The sequence below is a fragment of the Herbaspirillum sp. RTI4 genome (assembly GCF_034313965.1).
GTDB lineage: Bacteria > Pseudomonadota > Gammaproteobacteria > Burkholderiales > Burkholderiaceae_D > Herbaspirillum.
Map to the genome: position 1 here is coordinate 2,941,012 of NZ_JAVIWQ010000002.1, position 22,051 is coordinate 2,963,062.

The following is a 22,051-nucleotide window of genomic DNA, read 5'->3' on the forward strand; positions in this document are numbered from 1 at the left end:
ACAGCGGCAAGCGAGGCCTGCTGCCGTTTCATACGTGTCATCAGGGAAGCGCGTCCTGCTCGCGGAGTAACTGTTCGATTTCAAGCGCCGGTACCGGCTTGGAAAACAGGTAACCCTGCATTTCATCGCAACCGGCCGCCTTGAGGTAGGCCAGTTGCTGCCGGTTTTCCACTCCCTCAGCAATCACTTTCAATTTCAATTGCTTGGCAATACCGATGATCGCGCCGCCGATGGCGCAGTCGTTGCTGTCATCAGGAATACCGGTGGTGAAAGAACGGTCGATTTTCAGGGTATGGATAGGGAAACGCTTGAGATAGGACAGGCTGGAATAGCCGGTGCCGAAATCGTCGAGCGAAATGGTCACGCCCAGTCGGCAAATTTTTTCCATGATGGCGATGACGTGATCGGTACGTTGCATCAGCGTGCTTTCAGTCAGCTCCAGCTCCAGCCAGTCACCTTGCAGACCGTGACGCTGCAAAGCGGCACGCAGATTGTCCGGCAACGCGCGGGTAAACTCGCGGGCGGTCACATTGATAGCGATACGCAAAGGCGGCAGGCCGGCTTTTTTCCAATCGTCCGCCTGCTGGCAGGCTGCTTCCAGCACCCATTCGCCCAACTGTGCGATGAGTCCGGTCTGCTCTGCGATGTGAATGAAATCGAAGGGTTGCAGCAAGCCACGCTCAGGGTGCTGCCAGCGCACCAGCGCTTCAACGCCGGTGATGCGGTCGGTAGACAGGCTCACCTTGGGCTGATAATGGAGCAGCAACTCATTATGTTCGATGGCGCGCAGCAAACCGGTTTCGGTGCGCAGCGACTCCAGCGCATTGCGGTTCATCTCTTCGTTGTAGTAAGCGTAACCGCCGTTGTTGTCGTTTTGCTTGGCGCGGTACATGGCAATATCCGCCAGTCGCAGCAAGGTGGCGGTGTCGGTTGCGTCGCGCGGGTACATGCTGATACCCAGACTGGCACTGACGCGCAACTCATGCCCATTAATGAAATAAGGCTCACTGAACAAGGCAAGGATTTTCTGCGCGATGAACCCGGCGTGATAGTCCTCATCGATGCCGAACAGTGCGATTGCAAATTCATCGGCACCAAGACGCGCCACCACATCTTCGTCACGCACTACCTTGCGCAAGCGGCTCGCCACTTCGACCAGCATCATGTCGCCGGCCACATGGCCGAGCGTATCGTTAATCGGTTTGAAGCGATTGAGGTCGATAAACATGATGCAGCCGTAATGCTCGTTTTGCGCTACTTCCTGCAAGGCGGTATCGACGGTGCGCATGAACAAGGTGCGATTCGGCAAGCCGGTCAGCGCATCGTAATAGGCTAACTGATGGATCAGGTTTTCGGTGTTCTTGCGCTCGGTAATGTCGTTCAGATACCCGATCAGACCGGCAGGATGTCCGTTCTGATCGCGCATGACGGACAGCGAGAGGCTGGCCCAGAATGCCTCGCCTGATTTTTTGCGACGGCGCACTTCCATCTCGCGCCCGCCCTGCTCCAGAAAACTATCGCGCAACCATTCATCTTCCTCGTTTTCATCTTCATACAGAAAGAGAACATTGCGACCGATCGCTTCGCTGGCCTGGTAGCCGAACAATTGCTCCGCGCCCTGATTCCAGCTGATGATGAAACCCGCCTGATCCATGGTGATCACCGACTCGTGCATCTGGTTCAGGATCTGGGTCTGCTGTTCCAGCTTGGCTTCGGTTCGGTTGATGTCGCGGGTGCGATTGCGTTCTTCCTGGCGAGCCTGTAAAAAACGACCGGTAAGCATGGCGAAGGAACTCAGTCGCTCACGCTCGGCTTCATCAAAAATTTCGGGTAAACCCGGCAAGAGGTAGTGACCGAAATTGGTGCCATTACACTCAATATCGGCGATCAGATCCCAACCGTCTTGCGATAACGATGGCAGATAATATCCGGTACGACGTTGCATGAACTGATTGAGAATATCGGTCAATGCGTCTTGCAATGACGCGCCATCCAGCCGCCCGATGGCCTCCATCAGGCTCGCACAGCAAGCAATATCGTTAACATCGACGATAGCCATGGCGGTCATGCGTCGTGACTCACTTGCGCTGCCCAGCGGTACGCACGCATCAAACAATGGCAATAGCTTTCGGCATCCAGACCGCTGCGCTCCAGGTCTTCATGGCGCAAAGGCGCGCCGCCGTATTCTGAGCGTTCTACGATATCGAGCAACTGACCAAGTCGGCCGCTGCGCTCAAGCAAGGCCTCCACCACGTCAGGCGGCATGGTGAGGGGCTGGAGAATTTCGGCCAGGCTCATGTCCAGAAGAATATTAAGCAAGGAAAACATGCCGACGATAAATGCGCGGTCTTGCTCGTCGCGGTCATATCCCAGCTCCTTGCACATGGCTTCCATCAGCCCGGCGCGCGCAGCTGCACGCGGCAGCAAAGGATTGGCGGCAATATCGTTGGGATTGCGCGCATAGAGCAACAACTGCAACCAGCGTTGCAACTGACGACGTCCCAGAAGATTGATTGCCTGATTGAAACTGGTGACATGCGAGGAATAACCAAAGGCCGCAGAACTCACCAGTTTGAATAATTGATAAGACAAAGCCGGATCCTGGCGCAGCAGCAATTCGATCTCGTGCGCATCGGCATCACGCGATACCAGCTCCAGCATTTTCAGCAGGCGCGCATGTGAAATTGCATCGCGCTGCGAGGCCGTATTCGACGGGTGCAGGGCATAGTCGCCGGAAAACCAGCGGAACCCTGCCGAGCTGCACACATCCAGCCGCAACTGATCCGGCACCTGCTCGACGATATGCGCACCGCGCAATTTTTGCAGCCAGCTCACGGCATCGGAAGAAGTTCCTGACTGGCAATGCAGCACCATGGCGCTCACATGCTTATTTAATTCGGCACCATGAGGCGGCAGGCCATCGACAATCAGACCCAGGCCCTGCTTGTGCAGACGGTCAAATGAAGCGGATTTTTCAGCGTCTATGCAATGGGCAACCGGCACCCGGGCAATCACTTGCTTCGGCCCCAGATGCACGCCGAAATCAGCATCGAACTGATCGGGGTCCTGTACCGGCAAAATGCAAGACAAATGGCCCAGCGCATCGGCCAGACCGAATTCATTGAAAAGACGTGTAAAGAATTCACTACCGCCTTGAGCCGGTGGTGAAACATGCAGCATCAACGCAGTCCAGTTGTAATGGATATCTGCGACAGGCTGAAAAAAAACGAGTGGAAATGCGTCCGTACTATCTTTAACAGCCATATTTTTTTCTGTCAGTGTCATGTCTTGTGGCACTGATACAGCGATCTTATTTGAGTGAACTTTGCTGAGAAATCTCGATAAATATCGCATCGGAAAATAAATTTTTTCTAATATAACTCATAAATTGACTCATTACTCGCCCTTCCGATCAAGTAAGAAACATTTCTTGAAGATCGTTTAAAAACCGACTGCCGAGAACGGTAGGACGTATCACTTGATGATCGCGAAATAGCAGCCCTCTGTTTTCGACAAGGTTCAGGATTTCTTGAATTGCATTGAGTGGCATGCCGGTGCGTTCGGCAAATAAATTCGGCGCAAAGCCATCGGTGAGTCGTAATGCGTTGAGCATAAATTCGAAACCCAATTCGCTGCGCGTGATCTCCGCCTCCTCCTGAACCGGCCTGCCGGCCTGCACTTGATCCAGATATGTTTGCGGATGTTTGTAGCGCATCTGGCGCACGATGCGATGCGGAAACGAGAGTTTGGAATGCGCGCCCGCGCCGATGCCGAGGTAATCGCCGAATTGCCAGTAGTTCATATTGTGACGCGACTGCCGACCCGCTTTGGCATAGGCCGACACTTCGTAGTGGCCGTAACCTGCCGCCGCAGTGGCTTCCGCGATCATGTCCTGCATTTCCGCACTGGCGTCGTCGTCCGGCACCTGCGGCGGATATTTGGCAAACAAGGTATTCGGTTCCAGCGTCAGATGGTAAAGCGACAGATGCGGCGGTGCATACGCCATGGCGCGCTCCAAATCCTCGCGCGCCTGCGCCAGCGATTGTCCCGGCAAGGCGTACATCAGATCGAGATTGAAATTATCGAAATGCGTTTGGGCAATTTCCACCGCCCGCTGCGCCTGATCGCCATCATGAATCCGGCCCAAGGCTTGCAAATGCGTCGAATTAAAACTCTGAATGCCAATCGACAGACGATTAATCCCGCTGGCGCGATACGCCTTGAATTTCTCCGCTTCAAAAGTCCCGGGATTGGCTTCCAGCGTAATTTCCGCTTCGGTGTCGAGCGGCAACAAAGTGCGCACATCCGACAGCAAGCGATCCAGTCCCGCCGCCGATAACAAACTCGGTGTACCGCCGCCGATGAAAATGGTATTGATCTTGCGGCCCCAGATTAAAGGCAGCGCCATTTCCAGATCGCTACGCAGCGCCGCCAGATAAAGTTCTTCCGGGAACCCATCCTTGACTTCATGCGAATTGAAATCGCAATACGGACATTTTTTAACGCACCACGGAAAATGCACATATAGCGACAAGGGCGGCAAACTGCTCAGACTCAGGCTGCCCGGTTTGAGGAACGCCAGCGCCGCCTGCGCCGGGCCGTCTTCGCGATCGTGTGCGGCAAACGTGGTGCGGGAGGGGGCAATCGTGGAAACCGGCTTGATCGGAATAATCATCGCAATTTTCCGATCAGCTCGCGCAAGGCCTGACCGCGATGCGAGACGGCATTTTTTTCAAGCGGCGACAATTGCGCCACCGTCTTGCCGTACTCCTTCACCCAAAACAAGGGATCGTATCCAAAGCCGCCCTCACCTCGCGGTTCGGCAATGATCTCACCGCGCCAGCTTCCATCGGCAATCACCGGCTGCGGATCGTCGGCATGCCGCACAAACACCAGCACACAGTAGTAATAAGCAGACTTGTCTTCGTGCGCCGCCAGATCGATCAAGAGCTTGCGATTATTCGCTGCATCCGATTTCGGCTCACCGGCGTAACGCGCCGACAGTACGCCGGGCGCGCCACCCAGCGCATTCACGCAGATGCCGGAATCATCGGCCAGCGCTGCCAGTCCCGTCAAACGCGCCGCATGACGCGCCTTGGTCAGCGCGTTTTCGATGAAAGTGGCGTACGGTTCCTCGGCTTCTGGCAGATCGAATTCCGCTTGCGGGCGTACATCGAGTCCCAAAGGCGCGAGCAGTTCAGCAAATTCCGCGAGCTTGCCGCGGTTATTCGACGCCAGCACAATTTTACGGGTCAGCATGGTCGGATGAGAAATCGTCATGATTGAATGCTCAGAACGGCAAACCCAGCGTTTGCTTTTGCAAACGGATCAGATCGGCAATACCACCCTGCGCCAGATCGAGCAAACTATCGAGCGTGGCGCGTTCAAAGGCCACGCCTTCAGCAGTGCCCTGCACTTCGATGAAATGACCGGCCTCGTTCATCACGACGTTCATGTCGGTATCGCAACCGGAGTCTTCCGGATAGTCCAGATCCAGTACCGGCACGCCTTTGTAAACACCGACCGACACCGCCGCCACAAAATGTTTGACTGGCAGCACTTCGATGGCACCACGCGATTGCAGCAAGGAAAAAGCGTCATACGCCGCCACCATGGCACCGGTGATCGCCGCTGTGCGCGTACCGCCGTCGGCCTGAATCACATCGCAATCGAGCTGCAAGGTGCGTTCGCCGAAACCTTCGAGATCGAAAGCAGCGCGCAAAGCGCGACCGATCAGTCGCTGAATTTCCTGAGTGCGGCCAGATTGCTTGCCCTTGGCCGCTTCGCGATCCATACGGGTATGTGTGGAGCGCGGCAACATGCCGTACTCGGCGGTCAGCCAGCCGCGTCCCTGCCCTTTCAAAAATCCGGGGACGCGATCTTCAATGCTGGCGGTGCAAATCAGCTTGGTATCACCGAATTCAACCAGCACCGAACCTTCGGCATGCCGGGTGTAGTGACGCTGCAAACGGACTTCGCGAAGTGCTGCGGCGGGACGGCCGCTGGGACGATGGCTCACTGACATGGGGAATTCTTTCTGCAAGGAAGTGGCGCCGGACGCAAGTTGGCGCGGCGTAGGACAAGAGAATTATCGACGATATGCTGAAACAAGGTGCAGCAAGGTATCGCAAGGCGCGACATGGTGACACAAAACACGCGGGAAAGAACGAATGCGGCAGGTTCGCTCAGGAAAAACGCCCGGTGTCTGCTGTTTTGAAATGAATAGCGGATGCAAGGGCAGAGGCCGATCGGCTTGCCGCCGGCCATTAACTACGCACAATCCCTTTAAACGCCGGAAACTGCGTGGCGATGCCATGGCGATCACCTGCTCGCCACATCCGTAAAAATGTCATGCCCTCTGCGCCGGCATCATCCAGCGCAAAATTCACAGCCGCGTTGAATTGTTCGAGGTCTGGCTTGCTGACCGCAGCGCCCACATCAAAAAATTGCGCCAGCGGCGGCAGTTTTTTATTCACCAAAGGCAGATTGCCGATTTCAGTACCATCCGGCAACACCGCTTGTTGCGCCGAAAGCCAGTTTCCAGTGTCTTTATGCATGTCTGATTTCCAAATAATAGTTGAGGTAAAAAAACACTCACACCATGCTACCTCTTTTAGCACGCGGATTGGCTTTGCATTTCCAATGGGACAAACTGAGGGTGATCCGGCATGCAATGGCAAATGGCCTGTAAGCTATGACCATTCATTCATCAGGAGAATCATCATGTCCGACACCCACTTCTATCACCCCGAAGAAGGCCATGGATTGGCGCACGACCCCTTCAAGGCCATCGTCGCGCCGCGCCTGATCGGCTGGATCTCGACCCGCGATGCGAAAGGCCAAGCCAATCTGGCGCCCTATAGTTTTTTCGGTGCCTTTGCCTCGTCGCCATACATCATCGGATTCTCAAGCGAAGGCTACAAGGACAGCATCCGCAATATCGAAGAGACGGGTGAATTCGTCTGGAATTTGTCTAGCCGTTCATTGGCCGAAAAAATGAATGCCACTTCTGCCCCCGTGGCGCAGGGCGTAGATGAATTCGCACTGGCCGGATTAACCGCTGCGCCGGGCAAAAACGTCAATGTGCCGCATGTCGCGGAATCGCCGGCAGCGCTGGAATGCAAACTGATTCAGATCGTCCGGCTGAAAACCATCGATGGCAAAGAAATGAATAACTGGCTGGCGCTGGGCCAGGTGGTCGGCGTCCACATACGACGCGAATTTTTGAAAGACGGCCTGTTCGATACCTTTGCCGCGCAACCGATCATGCGCGCCGGCTATCGCGCAGACTATGCCGCCATCGGGGAAAAATTTGAAATGGTTCGGCCGGTGTAATACCTGGTTCAGTGCGTATTTTTAGTCGGCATCAAAAATCGTTTAAAGAACGCGCGCTTAAAGAACGCCTGATGCGCAGAAAAAACTCTTTTATGACTTACGCAAAAGGCCGCTCTTTAATGTTGCCCGACAAAACCCGGCAGCGCTTCGGCCAACCAATCGCGTCGCGCACCGGGCCGCAGACACGGTAGCGGCTCAGGTTCTGACAGCATGCCGCTCAGCCTATCTGGCTGGATGGCAATGCCGGATGCCCATTGGGAAACCTGAACCGGGAAAGCGCTGTTGAAATTGACGTTCATGATGGTGTGGAATCCCTTGCTGCGGTTTGTTCGGCCGCCACCTGCTGACGCGGCACACGATGAAACAAGCGATCGAAATACACCAGACTGTCACCGCCATCGGCATCCAAATCTATTTTTTCGATGGCGACGATCATGACGGTATGACTGCCGACTTCTTCGGTGCTGATAATGCGTCCCTGCAAATTGGCCAGCGCGTGGCCAAGTAGGGGCAATTGCAAAATCCCTTCGCGCCAGTTTCCTGCTGCAAAACGCTGCTCCATCGGCACGCCTGTCATGCCGGCAAAATCACGGGCGTGGGATTCCTGATCGGCGCTCAGCACATTGATACACAACACGCCATTGGCTTTGAACACGGCATTCATGGCGCTGGAGCGATTCAGGCACACCAGCACTGAGGGCGGCGTATCGCTGACTGAACAGACTGCCGTGGCAGTCATGCCGCAACGTCCGGTCTCGCCATTGCTGGTGATGATGTTGACCGCCGCACCCATGCGCGCCATGGCGTTACGGAAATCGGTTCGTGTGTTATCGGAATTGTTAGCGGTATTTTCCATGCGGGTCTCCTGCTTTTTGTAAGTCACACCCTCCGTTTTCAGAGAGCGCTCAGTCCGATCAGTTTTCAGCCGCTGGTGATATGTTCGCCCGGCGTGCCGCCGTATCCTTCGATACGGCGCTTGCGCTCCTACTCAGGACGAACGGGAGGCGGGTCAACGACTGCAGGTAAAAATATCGTACTCCGTTCGTCCTGAGTAGTCCGCAGGACGTATCGAAGGATACGGCGGCACGCCGGGCCGACAGCAATTACTGACGAACCTGATCCAGTACGTTGATATCGTCGTTGTTATGCAGATGCGGCGCAATCCATCCGTTCTGATCGTAATCGGCCAGACATTGATCTACCAGCGCCGTCATCTTGGCCATCGAACCCGAACCCTGTGCGTGACGCAGACACTGCATACGGATTTCTTCCTGACTGCCGGCATAGTTGATTTCATACAACTCGTGACGGCCGCCGAATTCGGTACCGATGGCATCCCACAACAATTTCAGAATCTTGATCCGTTCCACATGATCCATGCCGCCTGATCCGCGTACATAGCGGGCCAGATACGCATCGATGACCGGATTTTTCAAATCACGCGCACCGGAAGGCAGGTAAATCAAGCCGCTGGCGACGATCTCTTCGATGATTTTCTTGATGGTGGTGTAAGCCTGCGGTGCCAGCACGCGATAAGCCTGCTGTGCTTCGGTATCCGGCATCCAGCTACCGTTTTTCCACGACGCGGAATTGCCGATCATCGCTTCCGTCAGCGACCAGAAGGTATTGCGCCAGGCAATCACTTCACCGACCGAGGCTTGCACGCCGCGAAATTCCATGGTACCGGTACATTTCAAGGCCTTCACCAGCAAGCCGCTGATGAAATCCAGCTTCACCGCCAGACGGGTACAGGCCTGCATCGGGAACAAACGACCGAAACCGCCTTGCGGGAACCAGTTGCGGCAGCGATCGAGGTCGCGGTAAATCAGCACGTTTTCCCAAGGGATAAAGGCATTGTCGAGAATCAGAATCGCATCGTTTTCATCGAAACGGCTGGACAGCGGATAGTCGTACGGAGCGCCGGTGAGGCCCGCGTTCAATTCATACGAAGGGCGGCAGATCAGTTTCATGCCGGGGGTATCCATGCCGGCGATGAACATCAGCGCCAGATCGGTGTTGTCGCCCAGCAAACCGGCGGAACCTTGTCCGATGAAGTTGTAATGCGTCAGCGCCGAGCAGGTTGCTACCACTTTAGCGCCGCTGACATAAATGCCGGCGTCAGTTTCGCGGTCGACGGTCATGAAGACATCACGCACTTCGTCTACTGGTTTATCGCGATCGATAGGGGGATTGACGATGGCGTGATTCAAATACAGACCCGCTTCCTGAATCCGCTTGTACCAGCTACGGGCGTTGGCTTCGAATTTGCCGTAGAACTCGGGCACGATGCCGAGTGCGCTACCGAACGCGGCTTTGTAGTCGGGCGTGCGGCCCATCCAGCCGTAGCTCATGCGCGACCATGCGGCAATCGCATCGCGCTGTTCGCGCAATTCACCAGCGTTGCGCGCATAGCGGAAAAATTTGTGGGTATAGCCGCCATTGCCGGTATCGGTTTCCCAGCACAGTTCATCTTTGGTGGCGGGATCGTGCAGCGCGTCGTAGAGCTTGGCAATCGATGCCGCCGAATTGCGGAAGGCGGGATGCGTGGTGACGTCCTTGACGCGGTCGCCGTAAATATAAATTTCACGGTTGTCGCGCAGCGAGGCCAGATACTCGGCGCCGGTAAACGGGCGAGTCTTGTCGGCGCGGATGTCTTCGGGATACGGTTGCGGCAGGTCGCGGGATGTCATGCGTGTCTCCATCTTTATAGTTGTTCGATGGAGTGATGATGCCTTTGATCAAGAGGGAACCCAATGCACCTACGCTGGAATCGTTGGTACTTTTCATGCCTTCACAGGGCCTAGGCCCTGGTACGCATCTCGTCGCGCCACTCCCCAGGTGCAAAAGCGACATGCATACGGAAGAAACGGCTGAAATAGGAAACGTCCTTGAAGCCCAGTTCGTAAGCCAGCTCCGAGATGGACACCGCTGAAAACAGCAATCGGCGTTTGGCTTCCTGCAACAAACGATCATGCACCAGCCGCTTGGAAGGAATATCGGCCACGCGGCGGCAGATGTCGTTCAGGCGCGATTCGGTCAGACTGAGCGCCACGGCGTATTGCAGCAAGGTCCAGTGTTGTCGGAAGTTGGTTTCGATCAATTGATTGAAATGCTGAAAAATCTGCACATCCACCTGCCGCAAAGACTTGCCGGTGGCAGAAGATAAAGATGAAGGCAGACGCGCCATGGATACCAATCCGAGCCGCGTCAGCGCTACCAGATTCAATTGCCGCCCCACCGCATCGGACGCGAATTCGGTATTAATCAGCGCAAAGTAATTCAGCAATCGCGCCGATTCTTCCGCGCTGACCGATTCTCCATCGCCCAAGGCAACGCATTTCGGCACATTCAGGCATTGCTCCAGAACACCGCTGGGATCGCTGTTGAACAGCCGCCAGATCAATGGCTGTTTGACCGACAGCACATAACCTTCGGCATCGTCGCTGAGGATGAAAGCGTGCGTAACGGAAGGTGGCGTCAGAAAAAAAAGCGGTGCCTTGCCCTGATAGAAGCGGTCATCCAGGTGCAAACGCACTTCGCCGCGCGTGAGCAGATGAATCTGGAATACCCGGTCATGCCGGTGAGCGATCATGTTGCGCCCGAAAAAATCCGCTAGCGTACTCAGTCGTTCGCAATGCACTTCTTCATCCTCATACCGAAGATCGAAGGTGCGCCCGAAATCGATATTGGGAATCGGACTACTGAGCGGGTGCGATTTCACGATGTCCCTGCGCCTACTCAGTGGCTGCGGTTCGCGTGGCGCGTGCTTTTTTGCCAGGCGCACCGACGGGAGCCGCCGACTTTCCGGCAGATAATTTTTTGATGGAAGTTTTTTTGCCGCTCAGTTCCAGATCGACCAGATCAATAGGGTTGTCCTGCTTGCTCAAAAACCCATCGAGGGCCTGATACAGACTGGCAACCGTCTCGGCACCGATACCGGCTTCCAGATTGGCATACTGCTGTTCGATCAGCGGCGAGATGTCCTTGATCAGTGCATGACTCTTGCTCAACAGCGTCACCAGAATCCGCCGCTGATCGGTATCGACGCGGGTGCGCTCCACCAGCTGCATATCTTCCATGCGCACCAGAACGCCGGCCAGACTGGGACTGAGGATCTGGCAGGTTTCGCAGATCTGCCATTGCTCCATCGGCGCATCGTTATCGCTGATGGCGCGGATGACGCGCCACTGCTGTTCGGTCAGGCCGTAATGATTGAGGATGCGGCGAAAATTGCCCATCACGCATTCACGCGCCTGCAACAGCAATAGGGCAAGGTTCCTGTGTTTGGACATTTTTTCCATGGGGTTCTGCCTTCGTCCGACGGTTCTATTCAAGACACCGCTATGCGCCCTCAGCGCAGATGACAAACCCTTGCCACCTGCAAAATAAAACTGAAATCTGATTGACACCCTAACATATTAGTAATTATATTGTAGAACATATTAGCTAATAGCTTAGAAAAACGATTACAGAGCCTCTGAAGAAATTTGATGTGTCGCGCTGATATTGCGTCGAGCAACAGATTCATCAGAGGCTCATGAATAAACAGAGACCGCCGGGAAACATCCGGCAACCGAATGCAACATTGCCGCCGAAGACCCGCCGCAAAACCGTTCTTCCTGACAATCTTCAGTGGATTTCTCTCTTTGTTATTCCCGCACTGAAGCTTCCTCATCGAACCACTTGACGCTCCTCATTGGAAAGTGAACATGCCTAACCCGATTTTTCCTGCCGCAATCAAGGGCGTCGTCTACGGCGTCGTCCTCAATGACCATCATTCTCTGCAAGGCATCGGCAGCGCCCTCAATGAAGCACCCTACAAAGCCGCTCCCAAAGCCCCGGTGTTGTATATCAAGACCGCCAATACGCTCACCGGCAACGGTGCCAGCGTGGCACTGCCGCCCGGTGCAGAGAAGCTGGAAATCGGCGCAACTATCGGTATCGTCATCGGCACACCGGCTGCGCGCCTCAATGCGGCCGATGCGCCAGCGGTCATCGCCGGTTACGCCATCGTCGCCGATCTGAGCCTGCCGCACAGCAGCTATTACCGCCCGGCCATACGCGAAAAATGTTTCGACAAGGCCTGCGTCATCGGCAATCAGATCATCACCGCAGAACAACTCCCTGCCCTGTCGGAACTGGAAATCCTCACCCTGATCAACGGCGTCGAAACCGACCGCCGCGCCCTGCGCGATCTGGTGCGCGACGTACCCACACTGCTGCAGGATGTCAGCGAATTCATGACCCTGCGTAGCGGCGACATGCTATTGGTCGGCGTGCGCTGGCAAGCACCGGTGGCCGGTGCAGGCGATCAGGTCCAAATCCGCATTACCGGCATGGGTGAGCTGAATTTCAACATCGCCGCAGCGATTCCCGCCATCAGGGCAGCAAGCAGCAAAGCGCGCACACCACAGGCCAACGCCGCCAAACGCGGTCGCATCTTTTACAACGGCGCAGTGCATGAAGTCCGTCCCGCCGCCGATGGCCGCATCCAACTCGCCGACGGCAGAACGCTGGCCGAAACCGAAGCGCACTGGCTGCCGCCGATAGAACCGGGCGCCATCTTCGCGCTCGGTCTGAATTACGCCGACCATGCCAAAGAACTCTCCTTCAGCGCACCGACACAACCGCTCGTGTTTCTCAAAGGCCCGAACGCACTGGTCGGCCATCACAGCCACACCCGCCGTCCTGCCGACGCCACCTACATGCACTATGAATGCGAACTGGCCGTCGTCATCGGCAAGCACGCCAAAAACGTCCACCGTGACGACGCCTACGATTACGTGGCCGGCTACACCGTTGCCAACGACTATGCGATCCGCGATTATCTGGAAAATTATTACCGGCCCAATCTGCGCGTCAAAAACCGCGACGCCTGCACTCCCATCGGCCCATGGCTGGTCGATGCCGCCGCCGTACCGAACCCGATGAATCTGCGCCTGAGCACCTCCGTCAACGACAAAGTGACACAGAGCGGCAATACCGCCGACATGGTGTTCGACATTCCGGCGCTGATCGAATATCTATCGTCCTTCATGACGCTGTCGCCGGGCGACATCATCCTCACCGGCACACCGGAAGGTCTGGCCGATGTAATGCCGGGCGACTGCATCGTCACCGAAATCGAAGGCATAGGACGACTGGTCAACACCATCGTCAGCGACGATACCTATTTCAATACGCCACTTTGAGCAAGCCTCTTTGAGCACGCCTTTTTGAACACGTCTTTTTAATAAGCGACCGACACCATGATCAAACATCTCATCAACGGCAAACAAGTCGAAAGCGCCCGCACTTTCGAAACGCGCAATCCATCGAACAATGAAGTCATTGCCGAAGTCGCCCGTGGCGGCGAAGCCGAAGTTGCCGCCGCCGTGCAGGCGGCCAAAGATGCCTTCCCGGCATGGGCCGGCAAGCCAGCGGCTGAACGCGCCAAACTGATGCGCAAGCTGGGCGAACTGATTACGCAAAACGTCCCCGAGCTGGCCGACATGGAAACCCGCGATACCGGGCAAGTCATCGGCCAGACCAAGAAAGCGCTGATTCCACGCGCAGCCGACAACTTCCACTTCTTCGCTGAAATCGCCACCCACATGGACGGCGAAGCGTATCAATCGGACACCGATCATCTGAACTACACCATGTGGAAACCGGTCGGCGTCTGCGCCCTGATTTCGCCCTGGAACGTACCGTTCATGACCGCCACCTGGAAAACCGCACCCTGCCTCGCACTCGGCAATACCGCCGTGATGAAGATGTCGGAACTGTCGCCGCTGACCGCCGACCGTCTCGGACAACTGGTGCTGGAAGCCGGCATTCCGGCCGGGGTTTTCAACGTCGTGCATGGCACCGGGCAAGAAGCCGGCGAACCGCTGATCAGCCATCCCGATGTGCGCGCCATTTCCTTCACCGGCAGCACGCTCACCGGTAACCGCATCGTCAAACAAGCCGGACTGAAAAAATACTCGATGGAGCTGGGCGGCAAATCGCCGTTCATCATCTTCGATGACGCCGACTATGAACGCGCGCTCGACGCGGCCATCTTCATGATCTTTTCGAATAACGGAGAACGCTGCACCGCCGGTTCGCGCATCCTGGTTCAGCGCGGCATCTACGACAAATTCGTCGTCGATTTCGCCGCCCGCGCTTCGCGCCTGCAAGTCGGCGATCCGCTCGATCCGAATACCATCATCGGCCCGATGATCAGCCCCGAACATCAGCAAAAAGTGGCACGCTATATCGCTATCGGCAAAGAAGAAGGCGCCCGCGTGGTATTCGGCGGCGGCACGCTCGATTTGCCAGCGCATCTGAAAAACGGCAACTGGATTCAGCCCACCGTGTTTGCCGACGTCGACAACCGCATGCGGATTGCACAGGAAGAAATTTTTGGCCCGGTACCCTGCCTGATTCCCTTCAGCGATGAAGCCGAGGCTCTGCGCATCGCCAACGACAGCATCTACGGCTTGTCCTCCTACGTCTGGACTGAAAACACCGGACGCGCCCTGCGCATGGGTCGTGGCGTAGAAGCCGGCATGGTGTTCATCAACAGCCAGAACGTGCGCGACCTGCGCCAGCCTTTCGGTGGCGTCAAGGGTTCCGGCACCGGACGCGAAGGCAATCATTACAGTTTTGAAGTGTTCTGCGAAGCCAAGAACGTCTGCCTGTCGTATGGCAGCCATCCGATTCCACGCTGGGGCGTCTGAAGCCCGGAAAGCAGGTAACGGGCATTTTTTCCACCGACACATTGCGCGTACCACATTACGCACCATCAAGAAGGAGCCTCTGAACATGGGCAAACTGGCACTCGCGGCAAAAATCACCCACGTCCCCTCGATGTATCTGTCTGAATTCGACGGCCCCAACAAGGGCTGTCGACAGGCCGCCATCGATGGTCATCTGGAAATCGGCCGCCGTTGCCGTGAGCTGGGCGTCGATACCATCGTCGTGTTCGACGTGCATTGGCTGGTCAATTCGGAATACCACATCAATTGCGGCCCGCATTTCAAAGGCGTCTACACCAGCAATGAATTGCCGCACTTCATCAAGAATCTGCCCTACGAATATCCGGGCAATCCGGCGCTGGGCCATCTGATCGCCGATGTTGCCAACGACATGGGCGTGCAGTCACGCGCTCATAGCGATACCACGCTGGAACTGGAATACGGCACGCTGGTGCCGATGCGCTACATGAATGCCGACCAGCACTTCAAGGTCGTCAGCGTTGCCGGCTGGTGCGTCTGGCACGATCTGGCCGACAGCGCCCGCTTCGGCCTGGCAGTGCGCAAAGCCATCGAAGAACGCTACGACGGCACTGTCGCCGTACTGGCCAGCGGCTCGCTGTCGCATCACTTTGCCGACAACGGTACTGCGCCGGATTTCATGCACAAGGTCTACAACCCCTTCCTGGAACAGATGGACCGCAGCGTGGTGGAATTGTGGAAGCAAGGCGACTGGAAAACCTTCCTCGACATGCTGCCCCTGTACAACGAAAAATGCTGGGGCGAAGGCGGCATGCACGATACCGCCATGCTGCTCGGTCTGCTCGGCGGTCGCGATTACGATCAGGGCGTGGAAGTCGTCACACCCTATTTCGGCAGTTCCGGCACCGGGCAAATCAATGCCATCTTCCCGGTCACGCCCTTAAAAACCTAAGGATCATCATGCCCCACCTGACTCTGGAATACTCCGCCAACCTCCGCGACAACGGCCACCTGCGCGAGCTGTGCGGAAAACTGGCGCAATGCCTGATTGCGCAGCAGGCCGACGGCAAAGCGGTCTATCCGATCGGCGGCGTGCGCGTGCGTGCGCTGGCGGCGGAGGATTACTGCATTGCCGATGGCAACCCCGATGCGGCGTTCGTCCATGCCACCCTGAAGATAGGCGCAGGACGCAGCGAAGCGGTTAAAAAAATCACGGGCGACGCCCTGTTCGAGGTCATCAAAATCCACTTTGCCGAGGTGTTTTTACAAACCGGACTGGCCCTGTCGATGGAAATCAATGAATTCAGCGAAGCCGGTAGCTGGAAGCACAACAACCTGCACGCCCGTTTTCGCTGAACACGGCATCGCAAAACGACACCACAACACGGCATCGCTGAACTTTAACGCGCGCCATCCAACCAGCCACCGACTGAAAGAACGACCATGCTGCCTCTGAGCACCCTCCAGGAACTGGCCCGCCAATTGAATGCAGCGGAAAAAAATCGCACCCAGCTGCGCCATTTTTCTCAGGCTTATCCCGAGATGACTATCGAGGACGGCTACGCCATCCAGCGCGAATGGGTCAAGCTGAAACTGAGCGAAGGCCGTACCATCAAGGGCCGTAAAATCGGCCTGACTTCGCGCGCCATGCAGCAATCCTCGCAGATCGACGAACCCGACTATGCCCCGCTGCTGGACGATATGTTCTTCAGTCAGGGCGGCGACATCCCCTTCGCCCGCTTTATTGCGCCCCGCGTGGAAGTCGAGCTGGCCTTCATACTCGGCAAGCCGCTCAGGGGGCCGAACGTCACCATGTTCGACGTCCTCGCCGCCACCGATTATGTGACGCCGGCGATTGAAATCATCGACGCCCGCATCGAACAGTTCGACCGCGATACCAAAGCGCCGCGCAAAGTGTTCGATACCATTTCCGATTTCGCCGCCAATGCCGGCATCGTCATGGGCGGCTTGCCGGTCAAACCGGATGCCGTCGATTTACGCTGGGTCGGCGCGATGCTCTATCGCAACGGCGTGATCGAAGAAACCGGGCTGGCTGCGGGCGTGCTGAATCATCCCGCCATCGGCGTGGCGTGGCTGGCCAATAAAATTTCCCCTTATGATGAGCAACTTAATGCCGGCGATGTGGTGCTGTCCGGCTCCTTCACCCGCCCGGTGGCGGCAGTGGTCGGCGACACCTTTCAGGCCGACTACGGCCCGCTCGGTCAGATCGCGTTTCGCTTCGTTTAAAGAAAAGGAAATTTGCAATGGATATGCCACGCAATACATTCAAGAAAAATTTACAGCAAGCGCAATTTCAGGCCGGCCTGTTCCTGGGCTTGGGCAGCCCGCTCAGCGCCGAAATTCTGGCCAGCTGCGGCTACGATTTCTTGCTGATCGACGCCGAACATGCGCCCAACGATGTGCGCTCGGTGCAGGCGCAATTGCAAGCCATGGCCGCCTATCCGGTGCAATGTCTGGTGCGTCCACCGAATCACGATGCCTCGCTGATCAAGCAATTGCTGGCCGCCGGTGTGCAAACGCTGCTGGTGCCGATGGTGGATACCGCAGAACAAGCCGCCGCCCTCGTCAGCGCCATGCGCTATCCGCCCAAAGGCATACGCGGCGTCGGCACCGCGCTGGAACGCAGCGCCCGCTGGAACGCCGTCCCAACTTATTTTGCGGAAGTCGAAGACAACACCTGCCTGATCGTGCAAATCGAATCGCGCATCGGACTCGATAATCTGGAAGAAATTGCCAAAGTCGATGGCGTGGACGGCATCTTCATCGGCCCGGCCGATCTGGCGGCATCGCTGGGCTATCTGGGACAACCCGGCCATCCGGAAGTAAAAGCCGCGATCGAACAAGCCATTGACCGCATCGTCGCCAGCGGCAAAGCGGCCGGCGTATTTTCTACCGCGCCGGAACTAGCCAAAGCCTATCGCGCCCGGGGCGCTTGTTTTCTGGCGTTGGGCGCGGATACCAGCGTGCTGCGCAGCGCGGCGATTAGTTTGTTGAATACCGCCAAGCCAGCGGCGGGAGCGACTGGGGCGGCTTATTGAAGTGGAGTGCTGCATTTTTCAAATAAAAAAATGTTTTTCACGGGATAGTTACGCATGAGCGATCTCTATAGCCTTTATAAGTTTTACCGAATTACCCCACATTTTCTGAAATCGCTTGTGAATAATACGCTGTGGTGTGCAGCCACGGAAACCCTCAATGACCCATTTGATTGTCAAATTCATTTACTCAAATTACTCACTGATGCTCAAGCACTAGCGGTGAGTCCGATAAAGGAAAAATTGAGTCATGCGTTAGGTAAAGATAAAAAACCAATCATAGAAAAAATAACGCAAAAATTAAAATCTGTTGGTGTGTGTGCATTTTCAATACAGGGAGACCACCCACTGATGTGGTCGCATTATGCTGACGGCCACAAAGGGGTCTGTTTGCGCTATGAATTCCCAAGTTTTTTTTTTGAAATGAAAAAAAATATACTTCTTGGTTGTGACAACGTCACATACAGCAAAAATCGCCTAACTGAACAGTTTGAAAAAGGATTTATTTTTAACGACCTTTCAAAATTTACGACGGTTTATTTGACATCAAAAGATAAACCTTGGGAATACGAAAATGAATTCAGAATACTCAGCCATTCACCCGGCCCACTTAAACTGCCAATGGGCTATTTGACACAGGTTTGTTTTGGCTTACGAACTCCAGAAGAGGATATCGAGCTTGTGAAAAAGTTGGCAACGCAGTTTGCGGGAATCCACAAATTTCATCAGATGAAGCACGGCCCTGACGACTTTGGCCTTCAGATACGTCAAATCTAACGACCATCTTGAAAGCATTTTCCACTCGATTTTTGAATTCCCGATCCCCCAGCACATGAAGTAAAACAAAAAATCATCGCCGATTCTTCGCGCTACCCATGCTACTTTCTCCGCATCATCAACAACGCCACCACAATCGCCACAGCTGCAATCACGGCAGAAATAACACCAAGTGACTCCAGCCCGAAATGGCGAATGCCTAAGCCGCCAAAGACGGCTCCCAAACCGGTACCGGCATTGGCGGCAGAAATGTTCATGGAAGCCGCCAGCGCCTTCGATTGGGTGGCGGCTTGCATGACTCTCACCTGACAGATGGGAAACAGGGCCGTATAAGCGACGCCCCAGGCGATCAACGCCACCACCAGCCATGCGTGGTTGGAGGCTGCCGGTACGGCGACCAGCATCCCGGCGGCCAGTAGCAGCAGGAACAAGACCGTCGAGCCCAGCGGGCTGCGATCCACAACCCGGCCACCGATATAGTTACCGACCATCCCGGCGGCACCGAATCCCATCAGCCACCAGCCCACTTGATTGGCGGGTATGCCGGCAATCCGTTCCAGCGTGTCCGCCAGATACGTATAGGCGGTAAACATGGCGGTGAACGTCAGTACCGAGAGCGCCACTTGCGCCAGAAACCGCGGCTGCTTGAGCAATTGCGACTGCTGCTCGCCCGCTTCGCGTTGCGGGACAGGCAATTGGGGCATGTATTTCTGAATCAGCCCGGCCAGCAACAGTGACAGGACGGCCAGTATCCAGAACGTCCCGCGCCAGCCTATGGCATCCGAGGCGAGCGTGCCGATGGGAATACCAAACACCAAAGCCGCGGAAATCCCCAGATAGACCTGGGAAACGGCCCGACCGCCCTGCCCGGGTGCCGCTAATTGGCCGGCGGTTTCGCTGGCAGTGCCCCAGAAAACGGGCAGCATCAGTGCCGGAATGAAACGGGCCAGCGCCAGTACCCAAATCGAGGGGGACAGCGCTGCCAGGACGTTCGATCCAAAAAATACCAGAAGGATGAAGGTGAATAATTTTTTGCGTTCGATATGCGCCAGTTTGGCGGTCAGAAACGGCCCGAACAGCATCACGGTGAAGGCGAACAGGGTCACCAGCTGTCCTGCGGCCGAAATGGAGATGTTGAGGTCTTTGGCCAGCGCTGGCAGCAGGCCCAGAATCATGTATTCGGTGGTGACAATGACGAAGGCGGCGACGGCCATGATGCCGATGGGGAGGCCTGAGTGCGATCGGGTTTGCGCTGATGTGGCGTCCGCTATTCGAGTTGATGTTTGCATGCGTTTTGCCGGTGAATTGATAAGGCACGAGCTTAATGCAGAAATTAATTCTCATTGGCGGTATAAAATAACAACTATAGCGAATTATTTTCATCAATAGGAATTCCCCCCATGTATTCATCTGAGCGATTGAAGGGCATCGATGTGTTTGTCTGCGTTGCCGATTTGGGCAGTTTTACTGCGGCGGCAGAGCACATGAACCTGACGAGTTCAGCGATCAGCAAGGGCATCGCACGTCTGGAAAGCCGCTTGCAAACGCGCTTGTTTCAGCGGACTACGCGCCGCCTCTCGCTCACAGACGCAGGGACGACGTTTTATCGCACCTGCACCGCCGTGCTGGCCGATCTGGAAGAAGCGGAATCGTCCATGAATGCCGAAAATGCCGAACCGCGCGGCAGAGTTCGTATCGACCTGCCGGCATCGTATGGCCGTTTGCACGCGCTGCCGGTGATTCTCCGGTTTGTCGAGGATCATGCTTTGCTCATGCCGCACATTTCGTTTTCTGACCGCTTTATCGATCCTGTGGCGGAAGGCATTGATATTGTGGTGCGCATCGGCGGCTCGGATGCCTGGCCGCGCACCTTGGGGCATCGTCATCTGGGGAACGAGCGTCTGATTTTTTGTGCCTCCCCTGCCTACCTTAAAAAACATGGTGAGCCGCTCAGCGAGGACGACCTGGAGCAGCATAGTTGCGTGGTCTATGGCCGGGGGGATGGTATGGTCAATCCCTGGCATTTTTCCGGGGCGGCGCAGGGAGATACCGAGCGCCGGGTTTTTCCGGGACGGATTGCCGTGGGCGACGGCGAGGGTCAGGTCATCGCGATTACGGCGGGACATGGCATCGCGCAATTGCCCATGTGGCTGGTCAAGCGCGGACTGGAGGACGGTTCATTGGTGGAAGTTCTGCCGCATCTGGCAACGGAGGGACTGCCGATGAATCTGGTGTGGCTCAACAGCCGTCAGGCGTTGCCCAAAGTCCGTATTTTGCTGGAGGAGCTGGGGCGGTGCTTGACGCCGTCAGGGAGTCGGGCAATGACTGATTCAGTGTCTTGAGTGGGGGCAAGCTGAGGATAAGCAGCGCCGCCGCCGCAAGTACGGCGGACATCTCTCCCTTAAGCTTGCGCCGCCTGCCGCGCCTTGCCGATACCGAGGTAAGTTTCAATCACTTTCGGATCGTTCGCCAGATCGCTGGCTTTGCCTTCCAGCACCAGACTACCGGTTTCGATGACGTAGCCGTAATCCGATACTTGCAAAGCAGCGCGGGCATTTTGCTCGATCAGTAAGGTAGCGACGCCGGTTTCGCGCAAGCCGGAAATGATGTTGAAAATTTCCTTGACGATCAGCGGTGCAAGACCAAGGCTGGGTTCGTCCAGCATCAGCAGACGCGGCTTGCCCATCAGCGCCCGTCCGATTGCCAGCATTTGCCGCTCGCCACCCGACATCGTGCCGGCCAGTTGTTCGCGCCGGTCTTTGAGACGGGGAAAGAGGCGGTAGACGTTGTCCAGCTCGCCCAGATAATCTTTGTCGCGTTCGCGATAGCGGCGAAAACTGCCTAGCTGCAAATTGTCTTGCACCGACATGTCGGCAAACAATTCGCGCGTTTCCGGCACCAGCGCGATGCCGGCCTGCACGCGCTCTTCCACATCCAGTGCATTCACCGCTTGCCCCTCAAAGCGGATCTCGCCGCTGCTGGGCAACATGCCGATGATGGAGTTAAGCAGAGTTGATTTGCCCGCGCCGTTGGGGCCGATCACGCTGACGATGCTGCCAGTGGCAACCCGGATGGAAATAGCGCTGATGGCTTCGACTTTGCCATAGCAGACGCGCAGCTTGTCTACGGTGAGGACGGGTGTACTCGTTGGCGTGCTTGTAAGTGTGCTCATGGGTGTGTTCA

22 protein-coding genes and 1 pseudogene are annotated in these 22,051 nt (G+C 56.1%); 10 read left to right on the forward strand and 13 right to left on the reverse strand.

The window, feature by feature from the left end; all coding sequences use genetic code 11:
- Nucleotides 1–40: 40 nt before the first annotated feature.
- The 6 genes from RGU70_RS13075 to RGU70_RS13100 form a co-directional block, all read right to left on the reverse strand.
- Nucleotides 41–2,068, reverse strand: coding sequence for a putative bifunctional diguanylate cyclase/phosphodiesterase (locus tag RGU70_RS13075; RefSeq protein WP_322209836.1), 2,028 nt, complete (start codon nucleotides 2,066–2,068; stop codon nucleotides 41–43).
- The gene (locus RGU70_RS13080; protein ID WP_322209837.1) at nucleotides 2,065–3,264 is read right to left on the reverse strand and encodes an EAL and HDOD domain-containing protein; all 1,200 of its coding nucleotides are present in this window, start codon (nucleotides 3,262–3,264) and stop codon (nucleotides 2,065–2,067) included. The genes RGU70_RS13075 and RGU70_RS13080 overlap by 4 nt, the downstream gene beginning before the upstream one ends.
- A 148-nt stretch (nucleotides 3,265–3,412) precedes the next feature.
- Complete coding sequence (hemW, locus tag RGU70_RS13085; protein WP_416186567.1) at nucleotides 3,413–4,672, reverse strand: radical SAM family heme chaperone HemW; 1,260 nt, start codon at nucleotides 4,670–4,672, stop codon at nucleotides 3,413–3,415.
- Nucleotides 4,672–5,280 (reverse strand): RdgB/HAM1 family non-canonical purine NTP pyrophosphatase, encoded by a 609-nt coding sequence (gene rdgB / locus RGU70_RS13090; protein WP_416186519.1) that lies wholly within the window; start codon nucleotides 5,278–5,280, stop codon nucleotides 4,672–4,674. Before rdgB ends, hemW begins: the two co-directional genes overlap by 1 nt.
- Nucleotides 5,281–5,290: 10 nt before the next feature.
- Entirely contained in the window at nucleotides 5,291–6,025 is a 735-nt protein-coding gene (rph, locus tag RGU70_RS13095) for a ribonuclease PH (RefSeq protein WP_322209839.1), read from the reverse strand.
- A gap of 241 nt (nucleotides 6,026–6,266) precedes the next feature.
- The gene (locus RGU70_RS13100) at nucleotides 6,267–6,620 is read right to left on the reverse strand and encodes a hypothetical protein (protein WP_322209840.1); all 354 of its coding nucleotides are present in this window, start codon (nucleotides 6,618–6,620) and stop codon (nucleotides 6,267–6,269) included.
- A gap of 103 nt (nucleotides 6,621–6,723) precedes the next feature.
- Between RGU70_RS13100 and RGU70_RS13105 the strand changes: the two genes are divergently transcribed.
- Nucleotides 6,724–7,335 (forward strand): flavin reductase family protein, encoded by a 612-nt coding sequence (locus RGU70_RS13105; protein ID WP_322209841.1) that lies wholly within the window; start codon nucleotides 6,724–6,726, stop codon nucleotides 7,333–7,335.
- Nucleotides 7,336–7,451: 116 nt separating this feature from the next.
- Here RGU70_RS13105 and RGU70_RS13110 read toward each other — a convergent pair whose 3' ends face one another.
- From RGU70_RS13110 to hpaR, 5 genes are all read right to left on the reverse strand, one after another.
- Complete coding sequence (locus tag RGU70_RS13110) at nucleotides 7,452–7,634, reverse strand: hypothetical protein (RefSeq protein WP_322209842.1); 183 nt, start codon at nucleotides 7,632–7,634, stop codon at nucleotides 7,452–7,454.
- Nucleotides 7,631–8,191, reverse strand: a complete 561-nt coding sequence (locus tag RGU70_RS13115; RefSeq protein ID WP_322209843.1) for a flavin reductase — start codon at nucleotides 8,189–8,191, stop codon at nucleotides 7,631–7,633. The genes RGU70_RS13110 and RGU70_RS13115 overlap by 4 nt, the downstream gene beginning before the upstream one ends.
- Before the next feature lie 247 nt (nucleotides 8,192–8,438).
- Nucleotides 8,439–10,025: a 4-hydroxyphenylacetate 3-monooxygenase, oxygenase component gene (gene hpaB / locus RGU70_RS13120; protein ID WP_322209844.1), complete on the reverse strand. Its 1,587-nt coding sequence runs from the start codon at nucleotides 10,023–10,025 to the stop codon at nucleotides 8,439–8,441.
- Between the two features lie 110 nt (nucleotides 10,026–10,135).
- A complete protein-coding gene (hpaA, locus tag RGU70_RS13125; RefSeq protein ID WP_322209845.1) occupies nucleotides 10,136–11,056 on the reverse strand; it encodes a 4-hydroxyphenylacetate catabolism regulatory protein HpaA in 921 nt (306 codons plus the stop codon).
- Between the two features lie 13 nt (nucleotides 11,057–11,069).
- A complete protein-coding gene (gene hpaR / locus RGU70_RS13130; protein ID WP_322209846.1) occupies nucleotides 11,070–11,636 on the reverse strand; it encodes a homoprotocatechuate degradation operon regulator HpaR in 567 nt (188 codons plus the stop codon).
- A gap of 408 nt (nucleotides 11,637–12,044) precedes the next feature.
- Between hpaR and RGU70_RS13135 the strand changes: the two are divergent.
- The 8 genes and pseudogenes from RGU70_RS13135 to RGU70_RS13170 all read left to right on the forward strand — a co-directional run.
- Nucleotides 12,045–12,680 (forward strand): annotated as a pseudogene (locus tag RGU70_RS13135) (fumarylacetoacetate hydrolase family protein); the annotation flags it as partial.
- 93 nt (nucleotides 12,681–12,773) lie between these two features.
- Nucleotides 12,774–13,526, forward strand: a complete 753-nt coding sequence (locus RGU70_RS13140; protein WP_322210799.1) for a fumarylacetoacetate hydrolase family protein — start codon at nucleotides 12,774–12,776, stop codon at nucleotides 13,524–13,526.
- A 57-nt stretch (nucleotides 13,527–13,583) separates the two neighbouring features.
- Nucleotides 13,584–15,038: a 5-carboxymethyl-2-hydroxymuconate semialdehyde dehydrogenase gene (gene hpaE / locus RGU70_RS13145; RefSeq protein ID WP_322209847.1), complete on the forward strand. Its 1,455-nt coding sequence runs from the start codon at nucleotides 13,584–13,586 to the stop codon at nucleotides 15,036–15,038.
- 85 nt (nucleotides 15,039–15,123) lie between these two features.
- Nucleotides 15,124–15,987 carry a 3,4-dihydroxyphenylacetate 2,3-dioxygenase gene (hpaD, locus tag RGU70_RS13150; protein ID WP_322209848.1) on the forward strand — a complete coding sequence of 288 codons (864 nt, stop codon included), beginning with the start codon at nucleotides 15,124–15,126 and terminating at the stop codon, nucleotides 15,985–15,987.
- Between the two features lie 8 nt (nucleotides 15,988–15,995).
- Nucleotides 15,996–16,391 (forward strand): 5-carboxymethyl-2-hydroxymuconate Delta-isomerase, encoded by a 396-nt coding sequence (locus tag RGU70_RS13155; RefSeq protein ID WP_322209849.1) that lies wholly within the window; start codon nucleotides 15,996–15,998, stop codon nucleotides 16,389–16,391.
- Nucleotides 16,392–16,478: 87 nt separating this feature from the next.
- On the forward strand, nucleotides 16,479–17,282 hold the full coding sequence (gene hpaH, locus RGU70_RS13160; RefSeq protein ID WP_322209850.1) for a 2-oxo-hept-4-ene-1,7-dioate hydratase: 804 nt from the start codon (nucleotides 16,479–16,481) through the stop codon (nucleotides 17,280–17,282).
- Between the two features lie 17 nt (nucleotides 17,283–17,299).
- Nucleotides 17,300–18,094, forward strand: coding sequence for an HpcH/HpaI aldolase/citrate lyase family protein (locus RGU70_RS13165; protein ID WP_322209851.1), 795 nt, complete (start codon nucleotides 17,300–17,302; stop codon nucleotides 18,092–18,094).
- A 54-nt stretch (nucleotides 18,095–18,148) separates the two neighbouring features.
- On the forward strand, nucleotides 18,149–18,868 hold the full coding sequence (locus RGU70_RS13170; protein WP_322209853.1) for a DUF2971 domain-containing protein: 720 nt from the start codon (nucleotides 18,149–18,151) through the stop codon (nucleotides 18,866–18,868).
- 101 nt (nucleotides 18,869–18,969) lie between these two features.
- Here RGU70_RS13170 and RGU70_RS13175 read toward each other — a convergent pair whose 3' ends face one another.
- Nucleotides 18,970–20,157: an MFS transporter gene (locus RGU70_RS13175; protein ID WP_416186520.1), complete on the reverse strand. Its 1,188-nt coding sequence runs from the start codon at nucleotides 20,155–20,157 to the stop codon at nucleotides 18,970–18,972.
- Between the two features lie 111 nt (nucleotides 20,158–20,268).
- Here RGU70_RS13175 and RGU70_RS13180 point away from each other — a divergent pair, with 111 nt between their 5' ends.
- Nucleotides 20,269–21,210, forward strand: a complete 942-nt coding sequence (locus RGU70_RS13180) for a LysR family transcriptional regulator (RefSeq protein WP_322209855.1) — start codon at nucleotides 20,269–20,271, stop codon at nucleotides 21,208–21,210.
- 59 nt (nucleotides 21,211–21,269) lie between these two features.
- On the opposite strand, the gene RGU70_RS13185 is transcribed toward RGU70_RS13180, so the two are convergent.
- Entirely contained in the window at nucleotides 21,270–22,040 is a 771-nt protein-coding gene (locus RGU70_RS13185; RefSeq protein ID WP_322209856.1) for an ABC transporter ATP-binding protein, read from the reverse strand.
- Between the last annotated feature and the right edge of the window lie 11 nt (nucleotides 22,041–22,051).

Bases quoted from the DNA above. Each gene is read 5' to 3' on its own strand.
- rph (WP_322209839.1), bottom strand. From the start codon at position 6,025: ATGTCAGTGAGCCATCGTCCCAGCGGCCGTCCCGCCGCAGCACTTCGC.
- hpaR (WP_322209846.1), bottom strand. From the start codon at position 11,636: ATGGAAAAAATGTCCAAACACAGGAACCTTGCCCTATTGCTGTTGCAG.
- RGU70_RS13075 (WP_322209836.1), bottom strand. From the start codon at position 2,068: ATGACCGCCATGGCTATCGTCGATGTTAACGATATTGCTTGCTGTGCG.
- hpaE (WP_322209847.1), top strand. From the start codon at position 13,584: ATGATCAAACATCTCATCAACGGCAAACAAGTCGAAAGCGCCCGCACT.
- RGU70_RS13170 (WP_322209853.1), top strand. From the start codon at position 18,149: ATGAGCGATCTCTATAGCCTTTATAAGTTTTACCGAATTACCCCACAT.
- RGU70_RS13180 (WP_322209855.1), top strand. From the start codon at position 20,269: ATGTATTCATCTGAGCGATTGAAGGGCATCGATGTGTTTGTCTGCGTT.
- RGU70_RS13155 (WP_322209849.1), top strand. From the start codon at position 15,996: ATGCCCCACCTGACTCTGGAATACTCCGCCAACCTCCGCGACAACGGC.
- RGU70_RS13105 (WP_322209841.1), top strand. From the start codon at position 6,724: ATGTCCGACACCCACTTCTATCACCCCGAAGAAGGCCATGGATTGGCG.
- RGU70_RS13115 (WP_322209843.1), bottom strand. From the start codon at position 8,191: ATGGAAAATACCGCTAACAATTCCGATAACACACGAACCGATTTCCGT.
- RGU70_RS13185 (WP_322209856.1), bottom strand. From the start codon at position 22,040: ATGAGCACACTTACAAGCACGCCAACGAGTACACCCGTCCTCACCGTA.
- hpaD (WP_322209848.1), top strand. From the start codon at position 15,124: ATGGGCAAACTGGCACTCGCGGCAAAAATCACCCACGTCCCCTCGATG.
- RGU70_RS13080 (WP_322209837.1), bottom strand. From the start codon at position 3,264: ATGGCTGTTAAAGATAGTACGGACGCATTTCCACTCGTTTTTTTTCAG.
- rdgB (WP_416186519.1), bottom strand. From the start codon at position 5,280: ATGACGATTTCTCATCCGACCATGCTGACCCGTAAAATTGTGCTGGCG.
- hpaB (WP_322209844.1), bottom strand. From the start codon at position 10,025: ATGACATCCCGCGACCTGCCGCAACCGTATCCCGAAGACATCCGCGCC.
- RGU70_RS13175 (WP_416186520.1), bottom strand. From the start codon at position 20,157: ATGCAAACATCAACTCGAATAGCGGACGCCACATCAGCGCAAACCCGA.
- RGU70_RS13110 (WP_322209842.1), bottom strand. From the start codon at position 7,634: ATGAACGTCAATTTCAACAGCGCTTTCCCGGTTCAGGTTTCCCAATGG.
- hpaH (WP_322209850.1), top strand. From the start codon at position 16,479: ATGCTGCCTCTGAGCACCCTCCAGGAACTGGCCCGCCAATTGAATGCA.
- RGU70_RS13165 (WP_322209851.1), top strand. From the start codon at position 17,300: ATGGATATGCCACGCAATACATTCAAGAAAAATTTACAGCAAGCGCAA.